Here is a 17,993-nt window from a genome sequence, read left to right as displayed (position 1 = left end):
TCGGCCGACTCATTTGCCGATCTTGGCGCCGGTTTTGCGCTTTCAGACTTTTTCGGGGGGATCGAGGAGCTATGTCGTATGTAGAGGTACCGGGTGCGCAGGTTCCCATCCGGATGTGGACCGACCCGGCGTCGGTCGAGGACGTGGCGATGCAGCAGCTGCGCAACGTCGCCACACTGCCGTGGATCAAGGGCCTGGCCGTCATGCCCGACGTCCACTTCGGCAAGGGCGCCACGGTCGGCTCGGTGATCGCGATGCACGGCGCGGTCTGCCCGGCGGCGGTCGGCGTGGACATCGGCTGCGGCATGTCCGCGGTGAAGACGTCGCTGACCGCGAACGACCTCCCCGGCGACCTGTCCGGACTCCGCTCGAAGATCGAGCAGGCGATCCCGGTCGGCCGGGGCATGCACGACGACCCGGTCGACCCGTCCGGCCTGTACGGCCTGGCGGCCGGCGGCTGGGACGACTTCTGGTCGCGGTTCGACGGGGTGGCCGAAGCGGTCAAGTTCCGTCAGGAACGCGCCACGAAGCAGATGGGAACGCTCGGAAGTGGCAACCACTTCATCGAGTTCTGTCTCGATGAGGCGGGTTCCGTCTGGCTGATGCTGCACTCCGGCTCGCGGAACATCGGCAAGGAACTGGCCGACTTCCACATCGGCCGGGCGCAGGGCCTTGCGCACAACCAGGGCCTGGTCGACCGTGACCTCGCGGTCTTCCTGGCGGACACCGAGCCGATGCGCGAGTACCGCAACGACCTGTTCTGGGCGCAGGAGTACGCGAAGCACAACCGCGCGGTCATGATGGCGCTGTTCCAGAACGTCGTCCGCAAGGAGTTCAAGAAGGCCAAGGTCACCTTCGAACCGGTCATCTCCTGTCACCACAACTACGTGGCGGAGGAGCGGTACGACGGGATGGACCTGCTCGTCACCCGCAAGGGCGCGATCCGGGCCGGCACCGGCGACTACGGGATCATCCCGGGCTCCATGGGTACCGGCTCGTACATCGTGAAGGGCCTCGGCAACGAGAAGTCCTTCAACTCGGCCTCGCACGGCGCCGGCCGCAAGATGAGCCGGAACGCGGCGAAGAAGCGGTTCTCCACGAAGGACCTGGAGGACCAGACGCGGGGTGTCGAGTGCCGCAAGGACTCCGGGGTCGTGGACGAGATCCCGGGCGCCTACAAGCCGATCGAGAAGGTCATCGACCAGCAGCGCGACTTGGTCGAGGTCGTCGCCAAGCTGAAGCAGGTCATCTGCGTGAAGGGCTGAGGCCGGGGCCGGGGTGTCCCGGCCCCGCTGTCCTCACGCCGTGCGGTGCACCTTCGAGTTGCTGGCCTGGGCGCGGGGGCGGACCACCAGGAGGTCGATGTTGACGTGGCTGGGGCGGGTGACCGCCCAGTTGATCGTGTCGGCCACGTCGTCGGCGGTGAGGGGGGCCTCGACGCCCGCGTAGACCTTGGCGGCCTTGTCCGCGTCGCCGCGGAAGCGGGTGGTCGCGAACTCCTCGGTCTTGACCATGCCCGGGGCGATCTCGATGACGCGGACCGGGGTGCCGACGATCTCCAGGCGCAGGGTCTCGGCCAGGACGTGTTCGCCGTGCTTGGCGGCCACGTAACCGCCGCCGCCCTCGTAGGTGGAGAGGCCGGCCGTCGAGGAGAGGATGACCACCGTGCCGTCGCCGCTCGCGGTGAGCGCGGGGAGCAGGGCCTGGGTGACGTTGAGCGTGCCGATGACGTTCGTCTCGTACATCTGCCGCCAGTCCTGCGGGTCACCCGTGGCGACCGGGTCGGCCCCGAGCGCGCCGCCCGCGTTGTTGACCAGGACGGCCAGGCTGCGGAACGCGGTGGCGAACTCGTCCACCGCCGCGCGGTCGGTGACGTCCAGCGCGTAGGCCGTCGCCTGGTGGCCGGCCTCGGTGAGCTCGGCGGCCAGGGCCTCGATGCGGTCCTTGCGGCGGGCGGTGAGCACGACGCGGTAGCCGGAGGCCGCCAGCTGCCGGGCGGTCGCGGCGCCGATGCCGCTGCTCGCTCCGGTGACGACGGCGATGGGGGTTGCGGCCATGGTCGGGCTCTCCTCGGACGGCTGAACGGTACGGTCGAACGGGGCCAGGATAGGCAGGTCGGACCGGCGTCAGTGGTTGCGGGGGGCGTACATGATCACGGCCATCCCGGCCAGGCAGATCAGCGCGCCGGTCACGTCCCAGCGGTCCGGCCGGTAGCCGTCGGCGACCATCCCCCAGGCGATCGAGCCCGCCACGAAGACCCCGCCGTACGCCGCGAGCACCCGTCCGAACTCGCCGTCCGGCTGAAGCGTCGCCACGAAGCCGTACGCGCCCAGCGCGATGATCCCCGCGCCGATCCAGGCCCACCCCCGGTGCTCCCGCACGCCCTGCCAGACGAGCCAGGCGCCCCCGATCTCGAAGAGCGCGGCGAGGACGAACAGGGCGAGGGAGCGGAGCACGGACATGGGAGCAGGGTGTCATGGGCGGCGCGCCGCGAGACGCGCCGAACCGGTCGGTAAATATGTTCAATTCGGGGTGATCGGTATCTTCAGGGCATGTTTCTGACGCGCAGGGCTCTGCTGGGGGTGTCCGCTGCGGCGGCGATGGTGGCGGCCGCGGTGCCGCTCGCGGGGGGAACGGCCTCGGCGCACGGCGCGCCCGTGGTCCGGAGCACCGGGCCGGAGGCGGACGTGTCGCACCACGGGCACGTCGTGCTCTGGGGCGACACGCTCACGATCCGGCTGCACAGCCAGAACCGGGGGCCGTCGGACGTGACCGACGCGACCGTGCGGCTCCGGGTCTCCGTGCCGCTGGCCGGCCGGCAGGAGCTGCCCGGGGACTGCCTCCAGGAGGACCCGCAGACCGTCCTGTGCCGGACGGGCCCGCTGCGCGCCGACGGCCGTCAGCAACACCGGATCGCGCTCGGGCTCCGGCTGGCCGGGCTGCCCGACGAGGTGGTCGTCCGGGTCGGCACCGCGTACAACGGCGGGACGGCGGACCGGGATGCCGGCAACAACGAGCACGAGGTGCTGGCCCTGGCCACGGGGGACCCGTACGTGTTCTGAGCAGCGACCCCGGCCTTCGTACACTCTCCGCATGCCGCCGAAGCCGTCCCCCCGCCGCAGCACCCTGCTGGCCGAGATGTCCGTCGTGTCGCGGCGCTACATGGCCGCGTACGCGCTGTTCAACCAGGCCGTCGCCGACCGGCTGGGGCTGCACCCGACCGACCTCCAGTGCCTGAACCTGCTCAGCCTGGAGGCGGCGCCCGTCACCACGGGCCGCGTCGCCGAGCTGACCGGGCTCACCACCGGCTCGGCGACCCGGCTGGTGGACCGCCTGGTGCGGGCGGGTTACGTGACCCGGGCGCGGGACACCGCGGACCGGCGGCGGGTGCTCGTGGCGACGGTGCCCGAGCGCATGGCGGAGTTCGGCGCGGTGTGGAAGCGGCTGAACGGCGGCTGGGACGCGCTGTTCGACGCGTACGACGACGATCAGGTGGCCCTGCTGCTCGGCCACATGCGGCGGACGGTGGAGCTGAGCACGACGCAGATCGCGCGGCTGCGGGAGGGCGACGCCTGACGGGTCCCGGCCTCAGCCCGCGACCGGGCCGAAGTCGCGGACCGCTTCCGCGACGATCGCCTCCAGGCGGGCGTGGTGCGCGCCCCGCCAGTAGACCCGCCCGCACTCCACGCACTGCGCGAACACGTCGTACGTACGGCGCGTCCCGTGCTCCAGGTGCGGGCCGACCGTGTCCTTGTCGGCCGCCGCCAGCGGGCCGTTGCACGCGGTGCACCGGGTCCACGGGGCGAGCGCCGGGGCGAACCGCTCCAGGACGTCCCGCAGCTGCTCCTCGGGCCGGTCGCTGTAGACGTACGCCCCCGCCCAGATCTCCCGGCGGTGCAGCAGCCCCCGGTCCCGGGAGAGCAGCACGCGCCGCTCCTTCGCGGAGAGCGCGGCCAGGGCCGGGTCGCCGATGTCCTCGCTCTCGTACGCGGCGTCGACGCCGAGCAGCCGCAGCCGCCGGGCGAGGGTCCCGAGGTGGACGTCGAGCAGGAAGCGCAGGGGCGCCCCCGGCACGTGCTGCGGCCGGGGCACGGGGCGGACCTCGACCAGCTCCCCGGCGGCCGGGATGTGCGAGGCGGGGACGGGGCGGCCGTCCACGAGGAGTTCGCCGGCCTCGGTGAGAGGGATGCCCAGGGACTCGACGACATGGCCGAGCGTGGACGAGCCGTCGGTGGTCACCGGCGTCCGCCCCTGCCGGCGCCCGTGGGCCACGAAGAGCCTGAGCGCGGGGGCGACTTCGAGGTGGATCTCCGGTCCGTTCACCCGGTCAGGATGCCATCGGGGGCGGGCCCGCCGCCTGCGGATTTCAGGGGCGGAGGCGGCTTTCAGGGCCGGAAGGCGGCGGCGTGCTCGGCGGCCCAGGTGGCGAAGGGGCGGGCCGGGCGGCCGGTCAGCTTCTCCACCCCGTCGGCCACCTCGGCGGGGATGCCGTCGGTGGCCGCCCAGTAGGCGAGCAGCCCGTCGGCGACCTCGGCGGGCATGTAGGACGCCATGGACTCCTTCCAGGCGGCCGGGCTCACCTCGTGGACGGCGGCCGGGGTGCCGGAGGCGTCGGCCAGGACGCGGACCTGCTCGGCGGCGCTGAGGGACGCGGGGCCGGTGAGGTGGTATGCGGCGCCCTGGAGGGCCGGGTCGGTGAGCGCGGCGAGGGCGGCCTCGGCGAGGTCGGCCTCGTGGACCGGGCTGCCCTCGCTGCGGGGGAACGGCAGGTCGACGGGGCGCCCGGAGCGGAAGGCCTCCGACCACCCGTAGGCGTTGGTGGCGAAGGCGCCGGGGCGCAGCAGGGTCGCGGTGAGCGGGGAGGCCAGCAGCGCCTGCTCCACCGCGTGGTGCGCGGCGGCGATCGGGTTGGCCGCCGGATCGGGGACCAGGACCGAGCTGGAGGACAGCAGCACGATGTGGCGTACTCCGGCGGCCCGGGCGGCGGTCAGGAAGGCGTCGATGTGCGCGGGCTCCGCGTACAGGAAGACGGAGTCGACGCCCTCCAGGGCGGCGGGGAACGTGCCGGGGTCGCCGAGGTCGCAGGTCACGGCGGGGACGCCGGGCGGCGGGGTCAGCTCGGCGGCCTTGCGCGAGGCGGCGCGGACGGGGTGGCCGCCCTGGTGGAGCAGGGCGGTGAGCGCGGCGCCGACGCGGCCGCGGCATCCGGTGACGAGCGTGGGCATGGGTCTCCTCGGGGCATGGTTGAGTGCGCCGCGCATAGGTTGCGCGACGCAGGTAAATATCCAGGAGGCGGCAGCACCCGTCAAACCCATAAATCCGCCCCCGGCGTCAGGCGTCCGGGTGCAGGTCCAGCCGCCAGTCGTGGGTGAGGAGCGGGTGGCCGGGCGGGTACTCGATCTCGCACTCGCCGAGCAGCGTGAAGCCGGCCTTGCGGCAGACGCCGTTCGAGGGGCCGTTCTCCACGGACGGGTAGGCGTGCAGATAGCGGTGCTTGTGCTCGGCGCGCGCCGCGTCGGCCACCGCGCGGGTCGCGGCCGAGGCGATGCCCCGGCCCTGGAACTCCGGCAGGACCGTCCAGCCCGTCTCGTACACCTCCTGGTCCCGCCAGGGCCGCTCCCAGAACCCGATGGTGCCCGCGGCCTCCGCCTCGCCGGCCAGGGCGACGCGGAACATCCGGCCCCGGCCCGTCCGGTCGGCGCTGAGCGCGACGTAACGGGCATGGCGCGCTATCAGCTGCTCCTCCGTCTCGGGCCCGCCCAGATGGTCCATCAGCTCCGGTGCGTTGGCGCGGCGGAGGAGGTCCAGGTCGTCGTCCGACCAGGGTTCGAGCCGTACGGATGAGGGTGTGGTGCGCTTCACATCGGCCATGACCGCACTGTAGGACGCGGCACTGACAACGGGGGTCTCAGCGGGCGCCCAGCGCGGTGGGCGGGACGCCGAGCGTGGCCGTGAAGTCCCGGACCAGGTGCGCCTGGTCGCTGTAGCCGAGGTCGGCGGCGAGGCCCGCCCAGTCCACGTCCGGTCCTGCCCCGGCGCGTTCCAGCGCCTCGTGGATGCGGTAGCGCAGGATGACCCACTTGGGGCCGACCCCGACGTACGCGGCGAACAGCCGTTGCAGCGAGCGCGCCGACACCCCCTCGGCGCGGGCGAGTCCGTCCACGCGCAGGACCGTGCGGTCGGTGCGGATCAGGTCCACCAGGGCCATCGCCCGGTCGGCGCGCGGGTCGGGCTCGGGGGCGAGCGCCAGCAGATACGCGTCGAGCGCGGCGACCCGGTCGTCCTCGTCCGCCGGGTCCAGCACGGCGGCGGGCGGCGTGAGCGGCGCGGGCGGCGCTGGTGGCGCGAACACGTCGGCCGCCGGGAGCCGCCGGCCGGTCCACCGCGAGACCGGCACCCCGGGCGCGAACGGCCGGAAGCCGCCCGGCCGGAACTGCACCCCGCAGACCCGCCCGCGCCCCTCCAGCTTCTGCGTGAACAGCTCCAGGCCGATGCCCGAGACCTCGGCGTATCCCGCGTCCTCGTCGCCGCAGCCCGCGTACCGCTCGAAGACGAGGTTGACGCTCGGGTGCGGGACGAGGTGCGAGGCGTACGGCTGGGAGAGGTCCCAGTCGATCAGCCAGTAGTGCTCCAGATAGCGCCGCAGCCCGGGCGCGGGCTCGCGGCGCCGGAACTGTACGTGCGCGAACAGCTCGGGCGCGTCGACGATGCCCCGGGTGTCGCGCCGGGGCCCTTCGTGACCGGCCACGACGCGAGATCCTAGGTGCGCTCCCGGCTCTCGGCCAGCCGGGCGGCCTGCTGGGTGTACGGGGACGGCGGCGCGGGATGCCTGCGCCGCCACCAGGTGCTGGCGGCCGTGTGGAGGCCGCTGGCGAGGAGCAGCGCGGGGATGGACAGGATCAGGAGTGTGTCGCCCATGGCAGCCTCCTTCGGGAGGGCGGTGCCTCCTGCATCGGCAGGGCGGGCGGGCCGACTGAAGATCACTCTTCGGCCATTGAATGGCCGGATCCGGCTGGCCTACAGGTGTCCTTCGAGCACATGACCGCAGGTGGGCGCGTTGTTGACGGTCCTAAGTCGTCGGCGCGCGGCACTGGGCGACCTCCGCCAGGTACTCGCTCATCGCGTCGCGGTTGCGGACGAGGACGTCGATCCGTTCGCTGAGCCGGTCCCGTTCGGTGGTCAGCAGGGCCAGCATCTCCGGTGTGGCGTCCGGGAAGTGGATCGAGCGGGGCTTGTCCAGGCACGGGAGTATCTGCTTGATGATGCGCGTCGGAAGCCCCGCGTCCAGCAGGCCGCGGATCTGGTTGACCCGGTCCACGTAACGCTCGTCGTACTCGCGGTAACCGTTCGGCCCCCGGTCCGGGACGATCAGCCGCTGCTCCTCGTAGTAGCGCAGCAGACGGCGGGACGTGCCCGTGCGGCGTGACAGTTCACCGATCCTCATCCCGCCGAAGCTACTGGGGACCTGACGGCTTGACCATCACACCGATGTGAACGTTTCAGGATGCCGCCATGACCACCACGCCCTCCGAGGCGGAGCGTCGTACAGGGCAGGGCGGCCTGCCCTGGCCTGCGCTCCTCGCCCTGTCGACCGCCGTTTTCATCACCAGCCTGACCGAGACCCTGCCCGCCGGTGTGCTGCCCGGGATGGCGGACTCCCTGGACGTCGGCCCGGGCGCCGCCGGCCAGTCCGTCACCGTCTACGCGGCCGGTACGGCCCTGACCGCGATCCCGCTCGCCCGGACGACGGCGCCCGTGCCGCGCAAGCCCCTGCTGCTCGGCGCCATGGCCGTCTTCCTGGTGGCCAACACGCTGACCGCCCTCGCGCCGGGGTACGCCGTCCTGCTCGCGGCCCGGTTCCTCGCGGGGGTGGCCGCCGGTCTGGCGTGGGCGATCCTCGCCGGGTACGCCCGCCGCATCGCGCCCGCCGGATCGGAGGGGCGCGCCATCGCCGTCGCGATGACCGGCATCCCCGTGGCGCTGTCCCTGGGCGTCCCCGCCGGCACCCTGATCGGCGAACAGGTGGGCTGGCGGGCCGCGTTCGGCGCCGTCTCGCTGGCCACCCTCGCCGTCCTCGGCTGGATCGGCGCGTCCGTCCCGGCGGTGGGGCGGCCCGCCGCCGAGGGGGCGGGCGGGGACCGGCCCGGCCTGCGCCGGACCCTGGCGGTGCCCGGGGTCGCGGCGGTCATGGTGACGGTGGCGCTCTTCGTCCTCGGGCACACGGTCGTCTACGCGTACGTCGCCCCCTACCTGCGGCACGCGGGGCTCGGGCAGCGGACCGACGCGGTGCTCCTGGTCTTCGGGGCCGCGTCCCTGCTGAGCATCTGGGGCGTCGGGCGCCATGTCGACCGCCGGCCGCGCGCCCTGATGGTGGCGGGTGCGGCGCTGTTCACCCTCGCCACCGCGGCCCTCGCCGTCACCGGGGCGCACCCGGTCGTCTGGGCCGCCGCCGTCCTGTGGGGCCTGGGGTGGGGCGGCGCGCCGACCCTGCTGCAGACCGCGGCCGGGCGGGCCGCCGGCCGGCACGGCGCGGCCGCCGCCGACACCGCGCAGGCCGTCCTGGTCACCCTGTGGAACGCGGCGATGGCCCTCGGGGGCGTCGTCGGCGGCCTCCTGCTCGACCACGCGGGGGCGGACGCGGTCGCCGCCGCGGCTGCCGTGCTCGGGGCGGCCGCGCTGGCCGTTGTCGCCAAGGGCCGGCGGCACGCGTTCCCGCGCACATGAACCCCGGCGGGACGCTCAGTGCGCGGGCGCCGGATGCAGACGGCGGCGCCACTGGCGTTCGCCGCCCGCGCCGAGGACCGTGCCCAGGACGGCGCCGACGCCGATGGCCGCCGTGGACGCGAGGGTGAGCGCCAGGTAGGTGCCCGCGCCCGGGGTGTGCAGGAGGAGCTGGAGGAGGCTGCGGTAGAGGTCGGGGCCGGGGAGGACGGCGCCCGCGATGCCGGGGATGAGGATCGCGCGTGCGGGGGCGCCGGCGCGCGGTGCGAGGGCTCCGGCGGCCAGGCCCATCGCGGCGGTGGCGACCCCGATGGCCAGCGGCGCCGTCCAGTCCAGTTGCGTCGTCCCGAGCAGCTTCACGCACGCCCCGGTGACCGCAGCCGCGACCGCCCACGGCACCAGGCGGGGCCCGCCGCCCATGAAGACCGCGTTGCCGAGCGCGCCGATGCCGCTGGTGACGAGGGTCAGCCAGACCGGGAGCGCGGTGAGCGTCGTCGTACGGGCACTGGCGTCGAGCCCCGGCACCAGGAAGGCCACGGTCAGCACCCCGCACGCGGCCGCCGTGAGGAACGCCACCAGGCTCACCGTCCGGGCGGCGGCCATCGGCCGGAAACCGTCGATCGCGTCCTCGGTCAGCGACACCACGGTCAGGATCGGCAGGAGCAGGATCATGTTGGCGGCGAGCAGACTCGCCCCCTCCCGCCCGCTGAGCACCCCGGGGTGGATCAGCGCCATCGTGCCCGCCATCAGCAGCGCGATCTGCACGGCCGTGACGAAGAACGACGCCAGACCGGTACGGGTGAGTGCCCAGGCGATCCGGTTGCTGACCAGGAAGAGCAGCGGCGCGAACAGCGCGGCCCGGACCGTGCCCGAGGCCAGCACGCACAGCATCGACGCCAGCACCGCCCCGCCGCCCACCGTGAACCACCACGGCCACCTGGCCGGCGCCGACACGATCCGGTCCAGCGCACCGGCCGCCTCACCGTGCGGCAGCCGGGTCGCGGCGATCCGGGCGGTGAGCCCCTGCAAGGCGGTCAGCCGGGACAGGTCGCGCGAGTCCTCCGAGGACAGGACGGCCTGCATCACGACCGGCGGGCGGCCCGGCGGGGCGTACTGGAGGTGCAGGGCGCAGCCGGAGATGACGATCTCCAGGTTCTGCATGCCCCAGGCCGCGGTGACCGCCACCACGGCGGTCTGGATGTCCCGCGTCGACGCCCCGGCGCCGAACAGCTCGCGCCCCAGCCGCAGCGAGAACCGCAGCACCTCGGCCGCCGCGTCCTCCTCGTACTCCCGCACCGGCGGGAAGACCACGTTCTCGTACGGGGTCGCGTGCAGCCGGTCCAGCAGCGTCGCGTCGTCCCGCCGCAGCCGGTCCAGCCGCGCCTGCCGCGCGTGCGCCCGAACCCGCCACCGCACCACGCCCCGCTCCTCCGCCCACTTGCCGGACACCTGGGCACCAGCGTCGCGCGGCGGAGCGCTCCGGGCCCGGCGGGTTACGCCTGTTGGCCGGGTCAGCCGCTCACCACGTCCCGGACCGCCGTCGCGAAGTCCTCCGTACGCGGATGCGTGGGATGAACGGGGCGCGCGAGGTACACGGTGGCGGCGGGCGCGTCGGCCACCGGGACGAACCGGACGCCCGGGTGGCCGTGGCTCTCGGCCGTCCCCGCCGCGCCCAGGCCGAACGCGCCCCCGGCGGCGATCAGGTTCAGCCACTCGTCCACATTGCCGACCTCGACCGTGCGGTCCGGGCGGCGCTCCGGCGGCCACAGGTCGGGCGACGCGGTGCCGGTGTCCGGCCACAGGGCGAGGGGGAGTTCGGGGTGGGCGGTCAGCTCGTCCATCAGGACCCGGTCCCGGCCGGCGAGCGGATGGTCGTCGGGCAGGGCGGCGACCCGGTCCTCCGTGTACAGCGCCTCGGTGCGGATGCGGGGGTCGGCGGGGACGGTCCGGAGCACGGCGACATCGGTGTCCCCGGTGGCCAGCCCCGCCGTGCTGTTGTCCTGGCGGACCACGTCGAGCGGGATGTGCGGGTGCGCCCGGCGCCAGGAGCGCAGCAGCGGTACGGTCTGCCGGCCGAGGACCGCGCACGTGTAACCGATGCGCAGGGGGCGGGAGACGGTACGGGTGTCGGCGAGGGCCGCGTCGAGATGGGCCAGGATCGCCCGACCGTGCCCGAGCAGGGTCTGCCCGGCCGAGGTGAGCGTCAGATGCCGGGGCGAACGGTCGACCAGCCGGACGCCGACCCGGGACTCCAGCTGGGCCAGCGTGCGCGAGAGGGCGGGCTGCGTCATGTGCAGCCGGACCGCCGCCGCGGTGATGGTGCCCGCCTCGGCCACCGCGTCCAGCGCCCTGAGGTGGCGCAGCTCCACATCATCCATGCCTGAGGAGCATAGTCCCTGTGCAGAAGGCATTTCCGCCGCGCTCGCGGGATCCGTAGCGTCGAAGGCGCCGGGGCCTCCCGGCCTCCCTGAACACACGATGGACGGACGGTGCGACATGCGGATTCTCCTGGTCGGCGCGGCGGGCACGCTGGGCGGTGCGGTACGGAAGGCGCTGACGGATCGCGGTCACGCGGTGATCGGGGTCGGCCGCTCGGGCGGCGACCTGGTGGCCGATGTGACCCGGCCCGACGAGGTCGCCCGCCTCTACGCGGAAGCCGGTCCGCTGGACGCGGTCGCGGTCACCGCGGGCGACGCGGTGTTCCGCCCGCTCGCCGAGCTGACCGCCGACGACTTCGCGGCCACGTTCCGCGGCAAGGCCCTGAGCCAGCTCGACCTGGTCCGCCAGGGCGCGGCCCACCTGCCCCCGCACGGCTCGTTCACCCTGGTCAGCGGCATCCTGACCGAGGAGCCCATCGCGGCCGGCGCAGCCGCCTCCGCGGCGAATGGGGCGGTGGAGGCGTTCGTCCGGGCCGCCGCGATCGAGCTCCCGCCCCAGCGCGTCAACGCGGTCAGCCCGACGGTGGTCGAGGAGTCCCTCCCTGCCTACGGCCCCTTCTTCCCCGGCATCGAACCGGTCCCGGCGGCCCGCGTGGCCACGGCCTACGTCCGCTCGATCGAGGGCGCGCAGACGGGGCGGGTCTACCGGGTGTGGTAGCCGGGTCCTGACCGCGCCCTCAGCAGCCGGAGGCGGGCGCGGCGCTCAGGGCCTGGGTGCCCCATGCGAGGGTGCGCAGGGAGTCCTTGGGGCCGCCGCCGTCCGACGCGGTAGCAGTCGCCTTGATGCGGACGGTGACGCCGGAGGGGCCGAGAGACACCAGTTCACCGCAGACCGTTCCTTCGCGGGTGTGGACGGTGACCGTCGCGGCGTCCTTCTCGTTCGCGGGTGCCACCCAGGTCGCCAGTACCCCGGCCGCCGTGGCCAGCACCCCGGCGACGGCGAGCCAGCGGGCGAGGTTGACGTACCGGGCGGTACGCGCGAGTTCCTTCTTCTCCCACTTGATGAGCTGGATCTCGTCCGCGTGTTCCAACGCGTCCTTCGGCCGCCCGTGCGCGGCCGAGGCCGCGGTGAAGGCCGACGACAGCAGAGTCAGCAGGCCCACCGCGATGGCGGCCACGACGCTCCACCGGTAGGCGGGTGTGAGCTCGGCGACGTTCTCGCGCCCCTTCAGCACCAGGACCGCCGCCAGCAGCGCGGTCGCGGTGGCGAGGAAGTTGCGCCAGCCCTCGGCCTGGTGGCGGGCCATGGCGAGCTGGGACTGGAGCATGTCGTACAGGCGCTGGCGGGCCTGGAGGCGGATCGCCCGTGCGGACAGGCGGGGAAGTCCGGCCATCAGGTGCCCTGTGCCGTGGCGGACCCCGGAACCACCGGCCACCACGCGCCGCAGCCCAACTCCTCCAGAGGATCGTCGGGGTGCGTCACCGGGCATTCGCAGTACATCGGGCGCGGCTCGGCGGCCGGAGCGGCGGAACCGCCGTCCCGCTTCCAGGGCCAGCCCTTGGGCACGGCACCGGGAGAGACCGCGGGAAGCGCGGACACGTTCGCGCCGTGGCAGACCGGACAGGTGCCCGTGAACTCGATGGCGCCGACCTCGCTCATGCGTTCCCGCAGATCGGCGGGCGGCGCGACCTGCTGCTCGCGGTACGGCACGTCCTGATGGGCGGTCACGTGGGCTCCTTCTCTGTGCCGGCGGTACGGGGCGCCTCTTCGGCGGGGACGCGGAGGCCGAACCACGGCGCGTAGTGCGCCAGGCGTCGACGGACCTCGGGGACGTCCAGCTCGGTCTCCTCGGCGGCGAGTTGGATGTGCTCGTGCGTCACGTCTCCGGCGAGGGCCGGTTCGCTGCCGGTGAGGTGCCGGGTGAGGAGGATGACGTCCCGGTGGTCGGGGGCGTGGTCGTCGTCCGGGGCGGGATTGTCGGGTGCGATGCGGTCCGCGAACAACCCGAGCTCCGGGTACGCGGCGAGGGCCTGGTGGGTCGCGTTGAGGCCGAGGCCCAGGCGTACGGCGGTGATGGTGAGGGTGAGGGGGGTGACGGTGCCTTGTACCAGGGGGTGGAACTGGAACAGCTCCTCCAGTTTGGCCCGGACGGCCGGGTCCGGCTCCTGGCCGGATGCCGTGCCATCCGGCGGTGCCTGGGCGGCTGGGACCGCCGGGGCGCCGAGGGCTTCGTAGGCGCGGAGTTCGGATACCGCCGTTGGCAGGTCGACGCCACAGTCGCGGGCGTAGGTGACGATCTCCCGGCGGGTGAGCTCGGTCCTCCACGCCTCCACCAGGGGCGTGCAGAGAGTCTCGATCGTCGCCATGTGCGGACGAAGGGCCCAGGCTTCTTCGGGCACGACAGCGACATCGATGCCGTAGGGCTCGGCCTCCCGGCGGACGAGCTCGGCTGCCTCACCGATTGTGACGCGCCGGTCAGCTGCCAGGGTCATGAGGAACTGGCCATCAACACATGGGGAGGTGGGATCGACGGAGACTGTGAACTGCCAGCGACCGGTGTCGAGGAAGCGAACCGACCGGGTCCCGTCGGTCAAGGCTTCCGGGCGTTCTGCGGCCGGTGTCCGCCACCACGTGCGCACTGCTTCCACGGCATCGGCACGCACAACGCCTGCGGCTGCCAAAGCCTCGACCGCTTCGATGTCCTGCTCCACTGATGCGGGTTTCGAGCTGCCCCGCAGCGCCCGCAGCACGGCCCAGGCGCTCAATGGCCCGTCGCCCGGCTTGCTTTCCGCCATGAGGCCGGCCCACCACGAGGGAGCCTTGACGGAGGCGAGAGGGCTGCCAGCAAGATCGTCCATCGCCAGGCGCAGCCGCTCCGCGATCTGCCGGATGGACCGATCCGTGACTTCCACCGTCGGGTCACCATGCCGTGCCGACAATTCGACCAGCTTCGGCAAGGTGATGTACGGGTGGGCCAGGAACGCTTGCGCCGATGAGTGATACCCAAGACCCAATGCCGCTTCGTCGCCGTCCTGCATGCGGGCGGCGCCCACCTCCTCGGTGACCTGGAAGCCGAACCGCGCGTACCGGCGAGCCACTGCTACGACATCGGCGGGTTCGATGCGGAGATGCCTGGCGAAGTAGGCGGCGACGAGGGGCGTGACCACTGCTGGGAGCCCGAAAATCTCCGGAACCTGTTCGGCACGGAGGACAGCGAGTTCCTGTCGGTCCGGAATGTGCCGGGCGAGCTCATCGAGTTCCGGTGGTTCCGGGAATCCGGGGTCCAGCGTACGAAGACGGCCGGCCAGCTCCGCGATCTCCTGGAGTGTCTTGCCGGCGACACCCGCGACGAGCAGGAGTGCCAGCCGGGCCGGTGGCTGCAGCGCCTCCCTGTCCGAGGCGTATTGGGGGCGCGTGGCGTACGTCCCGTACGTGTCGGCCAGCAGCTGGCTGATTCTCAGCTTGGAGAGGCTTCGGATGTCGGCCACCTCGGGAATCGGAACTCCGGCAACGGCATAGCGTCGGAGAGCGCGAGTCACGACATCCAGGCCATGCCCGCTGCCATCTGCCGCGCTGAGCGCGGCTGCCATGGAGCTCCAGCGGGTGTTGGGCATTTCACGGAACAACAGCCCGTCCAGGGCCGTGACGGCAGGGAATCCGGAGGGGTAGCCGATGCGGGCACGAGGTGTTCTCAGTCGCTGCCACCCTCCGGTGTCAGCGAGTTGGTAGCGCCACCAGCGGAAGAAGGAGATGGGCGAGGCCATCTCTTCCTCGTCGACGGTCGTGTGTCGGACCTGATCGGTCCCGTCGGCGGGGAGGCAGCCGAGGGACGCCAGGAACATGATGTTGCCGGGCGCACTCACGATGCTGCCGTGCCAGTCGTTGCATGTGACTCGGACGTCGTCGCCGGACAACAGGCGCCGCACCACCATCTCCCCGACCCGAGGGTCGTCCTTGATGAGCTCCCACAGCCAGTCGAGCGGAAGCGGCTCCCAGAGCTTCAAGGTGTCAACGACCTCAGCCAACTCCTTCCGGACCAGGTCCGCCGCGAATCGCTGGAGCCGGTTACGGTCGACGCTGAGCTCCGGGTCGTGCCGGCGGCGCAGGTTGACGACGTAGCCGTGGGGTCTCTCGTCGCCCCCCACGAAGATCCCGTCCACCAGACGGGCACCCTTGTCCCGGACCCACCACGGGCCCTCTGACGACGCAGGGGAAACAACAGGAGTGATCGACTTCAGGACCCCTGGCTCCCAGACGTCCGGTTCTGACGGTGCGGTGAGACTGTCCTCCACGGACAGCCGCACCGGCGTGTGCCAGACCTGCTCCCGCATGATCCTGACGACCGAGGGCGGCGACTCGGCGAACTCGGGCCGCAGATAGAGGCGTACGCGGGTGCCGGGCCCCTCCATGGACCAGTCGCGGGACGAGCGCATCAGCCCGGAGTCCGACGTCACGTGCACGTGGTGCCCCGTTTCGCCACTGCCGAAGCCGCTCCCGTTGGCGGGCAGGGTGGTCACCTCGATCGTCTCCGCCAGCATGAAGTAGCTGAAGACGCCGATCCCGAACCGGCTGTTCAGCTCCGGCCGCACCCCCTGGCGGCGCCAGCGCCGCAGCTCGCGTACGTGCTGCGGCGACTGCTCGAAGCGGCGGCCGGCTCGCGAGAAGAGCTTGTCGAGCTCGTCCTCGGTCATGCCGATGCCGTTGTCCGTGCAGTCCAGATAGACCCGCCCGTCCTCGCTACGACCGAGGACGAACGTGATCTCGTACGTGGACAGCTCCCTGACGGGAGTGCCGGCGCGCAGGCCGCTCTCCTGCGGGACGGCGACGGCGTAGCTCTGGCGGGCATGACGGCGCCGACAGGCGTCCAGCGCGTTCTGGTACAGCTCACGGAGGGCGAGCATGTGGTCGCCGTAGAGCTGTGTGCCCATGATGAGCGGCTTGACGCCGTCCTCGGAGAGCTGGAAGCGGGGTGGCGGGGACTTGTAGCTCTCGTCCCGGGGCTCCATGCCGCCGGTGCCGACGTGGCGGGGGAGCCGGGCGTAGAGCGGATGCCTGCGATCGCCGTCGCGGAGTTCCTGCGCGGCCGCGGCCGCGGACTGCGCCTGGCGGTCCAGCGCCACGTGCAGCGCAGGTCCGGGGCACTCGAAGACCAGCCCCCAGTCGTGGTCGCCGGAGGGGGCGAAGCCACCGTCGTCCAGGCCGGCGAGGAGCGTCGCCGGGTCGGTCACATCGTCGCCGAGGTGGTCGACGACGATCCCGTCCAACATCCGGGGGTCGATGGCCAGCAGCTCGGCCACGTGCAGCAGACCGGCCAGCTGGGCGGGGCGCCAGGTCGTGGTGTCTGCGAGTGCCAGGCTCTCGGCCAGCTTCTTCTGCCAGTCCTTGCCGTCCGGGGCCTTCGTCCCGGGACGGGTGTGCATCTGGGAGACCACCTGGAGGAGCGCGTCGCTCAGCCGGTCGCGCCGGGTGGGCTTCGACGTGATCTCCAGGAACGCGGCGTACTCGGCGACGTCCGTCATGAGCCGGAGGACGTCCGCCATGCTCTTCAGGGCGCCGATCCTCTTGTCCCCGTCCTGCCACTGGCACCAGAGCTGGTCCCAGTCGGCCGGGAGCCGGTGCCTCAGCCACTGTTCGGCGGCGACCGCCGCGGTGTCCGGCCCGGCGGACCGCAGCCTGAGGCGCTTGGCGTCGATCTGCCGGTAGGCCCGGCGGACGTCGTTCACGTCGTCGGCGAGGTGGTCCCGGTACGGGTCGCCGGAGTCGGGCCGTCCGTGCTTCTCCTCGTCCTCGCCGGGCCCCGTCGGCGGGTACAGCTCCGCCAGGGCCCGGCGGCTGCACGCCACGGCCGCCTCGCGGGCGAACGGGGCGGCCAGCAGGACGACCACCTCGAGGGGGCTCAGCCGCCCGTCCGGGCCGTCCGGGACGAGCCGGTCGAGCTGGACGAGCACGCGCTCGGGGAACTGGAGGTCCTCCCAGAGGTCCGGGCCCGCCTTGCGCACCCGGTCGGCGTCGTACTTGATCCGCAGGACCCGGTCGATCAGGAGGCTGAGACGGTCCTTCAGCCGGCCGGTCACCACCTCGTCGCTGGTCACCCGGGTCCACAGCGGCGAGTCGTGCATGGCCGCGGTCCAGCCGCCGGAGCCACGTCCGGACGCGCAGACTTCCCGCCGGGAGGACTCGGCCGGAGGATCACCGAGGGGACTGCCCAGCCATGTCACGTCCACCGGGTGCCGGCTCCCGTTGTCCCGGGCGATCTCCTCGGTCCGGTGCTTCACATGGGCGAGCACCTCGGAGACCGTGCGCCACGGGGTGTCCGGGGACAGCGCCTCGGCCAGCGCCCGGCTCATGAAGCTGCCTTCCTCGGTGCCCATGGCCCGCTCGCCCGCCACGCATGCCTGCACCAGCACGACGTTGCGGCGCTCGTGCGACGCCTCCGGCGAGGGCGGGGTCCCGATGTCCGGATCGGCCTCGTCCCGGCAGGCGTCGAGGCAGAGCATCACGGTGGCCGCGGAACGCAACTTGTCCAGCAGCTCGTTGGGCGCCACCTTGATCAGGCTGCGCAGCAGCTCCGGGTCCCCGTCGACGGGCACCAAGTAGTCCGCGTCCGCCCGGCGCACTCCGTGGCCGGTGAAGTAGACGAGGCCGAAGTCCTCGTCCCCGCACTCGGCCAGAAATGCGTTGAGCGCCAGGGCGATGCCGTACCCGGTCGCCTGCCCCGTGTCCAGCACGGTGACCGCCGAGTCCGGGTAACCGGACTCGATCAAGGCGTCCCGGATGAGGGTCAGGTCCTGGTGGACGAATTCCAGGCCTGGCTGAGGGGCCGCGATCAGCAAAGCCCGTGATACGCCCATGACGGAGCGGTCCCCTCCCCCTGGGCCAAGGGGCACAGGCCC

18 protein-coding genes are annotated in these 17,993 nt (G+C 72.9%); 5 read left to right on the top strand and 13 right to left on the bottom strand.

Translation table 11 applies throughout. From position 1 onward, the window contains the following. The first annotated feature begins 71 nt into the window (after window positions 1–71). Complete coding sequence (locus tag OHS17_RS14425; protein ID WP_330312517.1) at window positions 72–1,265, top strand: RtcB family protein; 1,194 nt, start codon at window positions 72–74, stop codon at window positions 1,263–1,265. Window positions 1,266–1,298: 33 nt separating this feature from the next. On the opposite strand, the gene OHS17_RS14420 is transcribed toward OHS17_RS14425, so the two are convergent. Together OHS17_RS14420 and OHS17_RS14415 are read right to left on the bottom strand one after the other, a co-directional pair. Next, window positions 1,299–2,057 (bottom strand): SDR family NAD(P)-dependent oxidoreductase, encoded by a 759-nt coding sequence (locus OHS17_RS14420; RefSeq protein WP_330312516.1) that lies wholly within the window; start codon window positions 2,055–2,057, stop codon window positions 1,299–1,301. A 69-nt stretch (window positions 2,058–2,126) separates the two neighbouring features. Then, window positions 2,127–2,462, bottom strand: coding sequence for a YnfA family protein (locus tag OHS17_RS14415; RefSeq protein ID WP_164630738.1), 336 nt, complete (start codon window positions 2,460–2,462; stop codon window positions 2,127–2,129). Window positions 2,463–2,552: 90 nt separating this feature from the next. Between OHS17_RS14415 and OHS17_RS14410 the strand changes: the two genes are divergently transcribed. Further along, window positions 2,553–3,062 (top strand): hypothetical protein, encoded by a 510-nt coding sequence (locus OHS17_RS14410; RefSeq protein WP_330312515.1) that lies wholly within the window; start codon window positions 2,553–2,555, stop codon window positions 3,060–3,062. Window positions 3,063–3,093: 31 nt separating this feature from the next. Further along, window positions 3,094–3,576 (top strand): MarR family winged helix-turn-helix transcriptional regulator, encoded by a 483-nt coding sequence (locus tag OHS17_RS14405; RefSeq protein WP_018104346.1) that lies wholly within the window; start codon window positions 3,094–3,096, stop codon window positions 3,574–3,576. A gap of 12 nt (window positions 3,577–3,588) precedes the next feature. On the opposite strand, the gene OHS17_RS14400 is transcribed toward OHS17_RS14405, so the two are convergent. The 6 genes from OHS17_RS14400 to OHS17_RS14375 all read right to left on the bottom strand — a co-directional run bounded on the left by OHS17_RS14400 (window position 3,589) and on the right by OHS17_RS14375 (window position 7,444). Then, window positions 3,589–4,323 carry a Mut7-C RNAse domain-containing protein gene (locus tag OHS17_RS14400; protein ID WP_164630736.1) on the bottom strand — a complete coding sequence of 245 codons (735 nt, stop codon included), beginning with the start codon at window positions 4,321–4,323 and terminating at the stop codon, window positions 3,589–3,591. 62 nt (window positions 4,324–4,385) lie between these two features. Beyond that, window positions 4,386–5,225 (bottom strand): NAD(P)H-binding protein, encoded by an 840-nt coding sequence (locus tag OHS17_RS14395; protein WP_330312514.1) that lies wholly within the window; start codon window positions 5,223–5,225, stop codon window positions 4,386–4,388. A 106-nt stretch (window positions 5,226–5,331) separates the two neighbouring features. Beyond that, window positions 5,332–5,871 carry a GNAT family N-acetyltransferase gene (locus tag OHS17_RS14390; protein WP_330312513.1) on the bottom strand — a complete coding sequence of 180 codons (540 nt, stop codon included), beginning with the start codon at window positions 5,869–5,871 and terminating at the stop codon, window positions 5,332–5,334. 37 nt (window positions 5,872–5,908) lie between these two features. Then, window positions 5,909–6,748, bottom strand: coding sequence for an AraC family transcriptional regulator (locus OHS17_RS14385; protein WP_330312512.1), 840 nt, complete (start codon window positions 6,746–6,748; stop codon window positions 5,909–5,911). An 11-nt stretch (window positions 6,749–6,759) separates the two neighbouring features. Further along, window positions 6,760–6,918, bottom strand: a complete 159-nt coding sequence (locus OHS17_RS14380; protein WP_330312511.1) for a hypothetical protein — start codon at window positions 6,916–6,918, stop codon at window positions 6,760–6,762. A gap of 151 nt (window positions 6,919–7,069) precedes the next feature. Next, complete coding sequence (locus OHS17_RS14375; protein ID WP_330312510.1) at window positions 7,070–7,444, bottom strand: MerR family transcriptional regulator; 375 nt, start codon at window positions 7,442–7,444, stop codon at window positions 7,070–7,072. A 68-nt stretch (window positions 7,445–7,512) separates the two neighbouring features. On the opposite strand from OHS17_RS14375, the gene OHS17_RS14370 reads away from it, so the two are divergent. After that, window positions 7,513–8,724 (top strand): MFS transporter, encoded by a 1,212-nt coding sequence (locus OHS17_RS14370; protein ID WP_330312509.1) that lies wholly within the window; start codon window positions 7,513–7,515, stop codon window positions 8,722–8,724. 15 nt (window positions 8,725–8,739) lie between these two features. On the opposite strand, the gene OHS17_RS14365 is transcribed toward OHS17_RS14370, so the two are convergent. Together OHS17_RS14365 and OHS17_RS14360 are read right to left on the bottom strand one after the other, a co-directional pair. After that, entirely contained in the window at window positions 8,740–10,170 is a 1,431-nt protein-coding gene (locus OHS17_RS14365; RefSeq protein WP_330312508.1) for a threonine/serine ThrE exporter family protein, read from the bottom strand. 62 nt (window positions 10,171–10,232) lie between these two features. After that, window positions 10,233–11,099 (bottom strand): LysR family transcriptional regulator, encoded by an 867-nt coding sequence (locus OHS17_RS14360; protein WP_330312507.1) that lies wholly within the window; start codon window positions 11,097–11,099, stop codon window positions 10,233–10,235. Between the two features lie 118 nt (window positions 11,100–11,217). Between OHS17_RS14360 and OHS17_RS14355 the strand changes: the two genes are divergently transcribed. Continuing rightward, entirely contained in the window at window positions 11,218–11,817 is a 600-nt protein-coding gene (locus tag OHS17_RS14355) for a short chain dehydrogenase (RefSeq protein WP_330312506.1), read from the top strand. A 19-nt stretch (window positions 11,818–11,836) separates the two neighbouring features. Here OHS17_RS14355 and OHS17_RS14350 read toward each other — a convergent pair whose 3' ends face one another. Genes OHS17_RS14350 through OHS17_RS14340 form a run of 3 tightly spaced genes read right to left on the bottom strand, consistent with a single transcriptional unit; the run spans window position 11,837 to window position 17,951 of the window. Beyond that, window positions 11,837–12,493 carry a hypothetical protein gene (locus OHS17_RS14350; protein WP_330312505.1) on the bottom strand — a complete coding sequence of 219 codons (657 nt, stop codon included), beginning with the start codon at window positions 12,491–12,493 and terminating at the stop codon, window positions 11,837–11,839. Beyond that, a complete protein-coding gene (locus tag OHS17_RS14345; RefSeq protein WP_330312504.1) occupies window positions 12,493–12,828 on the bottom strand; it encodes a hypothetical protein in 336 nt (111 codons plus the stop codon). The genes OHS17_RS14350 and OHS17_RS14345 overlap by 1 nt, the downstream gene beginning before the upstream one ends. Further along, entirely contained in the window at window positions 12,825–17,951 is a 5,127-nt protein-coding gene (locus OHS17_RS14340) for an HD domain-containing protein (RefSeq protein ID WP_330312503.1), read from the bottom strand. The genes OHS17_RS14345 and OHS17_RS14340 overlap by 4 nt, the downstream gene beginning before the upstream one ends. Window positions 17,952–17,993: the final 42 nt, after the last annotated feature.

The sequence above is a fragment of the Streptomyces sp. NBC_00523 genome, assembly GCF_036346615.1.
Lineage (GTDB): Bacteria > Actinomycetota > Actinomycetes > Streptomycetales > Streptomycetaceae > Streptomyces.
The sequence above is the reverse complement of the archived record's forward strand: the minus strand, read 5'-3'. Positions and strand labels throughout refer to the sequence as shown.

Bases quoted from the DNA above. Each gene is read 5' to 3' on its own strand.
- OHS17_RS14350 (WP_330312505.1), bottom strand. From the start codon at position 12,493: ATGGCCGGACTTCCCCGCCTGTCCGCACGGGCGATCCGCCTCCAGGCC.
- OHS17_RS14405 (WP_018104346.1), top strand. From the start codon at position 3,094: ATGCCGCCGAAGCCGTCCCCCCGCCGCAGCACCCTGCTGGCCGAGATG.
- OHS17_RS14355 (WP_330312506.1), top strand. From the start codon at position 11,218: ATGCGGATTCTCCTGGTCGGCGCGGCGGGCACGCTGGGCGGTGCGGTA.
- OHS17_RS14340 (WP_330312503.1), bottom strand. From the start codon at position 17,951: ATGGGCGTATCACGGGCTTTGCTGATCGCGGCCCCTCAGCCAGGCCTG.
- OHS17_RS14395 (WP_330312514.1), bottom strand. From the start codon at position 5,225: ATGCCCACGCTCGTCACCGGATGCCGCGGCCGCGTCGGCGCCGCGCTC.
- OHS17_RS14370 (WP_330312509.1), top strand. From the start codon at position 7,513: ATGACCACCACGCCCTCCGAGGCGGAGCGTCGTACAGGGCAGGGCGGC.
- OHS17_RS14415 (WP_164630738.1), bottom strand. From the start codon at position 2,462: ATGTCCGTGCTCCGCTCCCTCGCCCTGTTCGTCCTCGCCGCGCTCTTC.
- OHS17_RS14390 (WP_330312513.1), bottom strand. From the start codon at position 5,871: ATGGCCGATGTGAAGCGCACCACACCCTCATCCGTACGGCTCGAACCC.
- OHS17_RS14375 (WP_330312510.1), bottom strand. From the start codon at position 7,444: ATGAGGATCGGTGAACTGTCACGCCGCACGGGCACGTCCCGCCGTCTG.
- OHS17_RS14425 (WP_330312517.1), top strand. From the start codon at position 72: ATGTCGTATGTAGAGGTACCGGGTGCGCAGGTTCCCATCCGGATGTGG.
- OHS17_RS14380 (WP_330312511.1), bottom strand. From the start codon at position 6,918: ATGGGCGACACACTCCTGATCCTGTCCATCCCCGCGCTGCTCCTCGCC.
- OHS17_RS14360 (WP_330312507.1), bottom strand. From the start codon at position 11,099: ATGGATGATGTGGAGCTGCGCCACCTCAGGGCGCTGGACGCGGTGGCC.
- OHS17_RS14410 (WP_330312515.1), top strand. From the start codon at position 2,553: ATGTTTCTGACGCGCAGGGCTCTGCTGGGGGTGTCCGCTGCGGCGGCG.
- OHS17_RS14420 (WP_330312516.1), bottom strand. From the start codon at position 2,057: ATGGCCGCAACCCCCATCGCCGTCGTCACCGGAGCGAGCAGCGGCATC.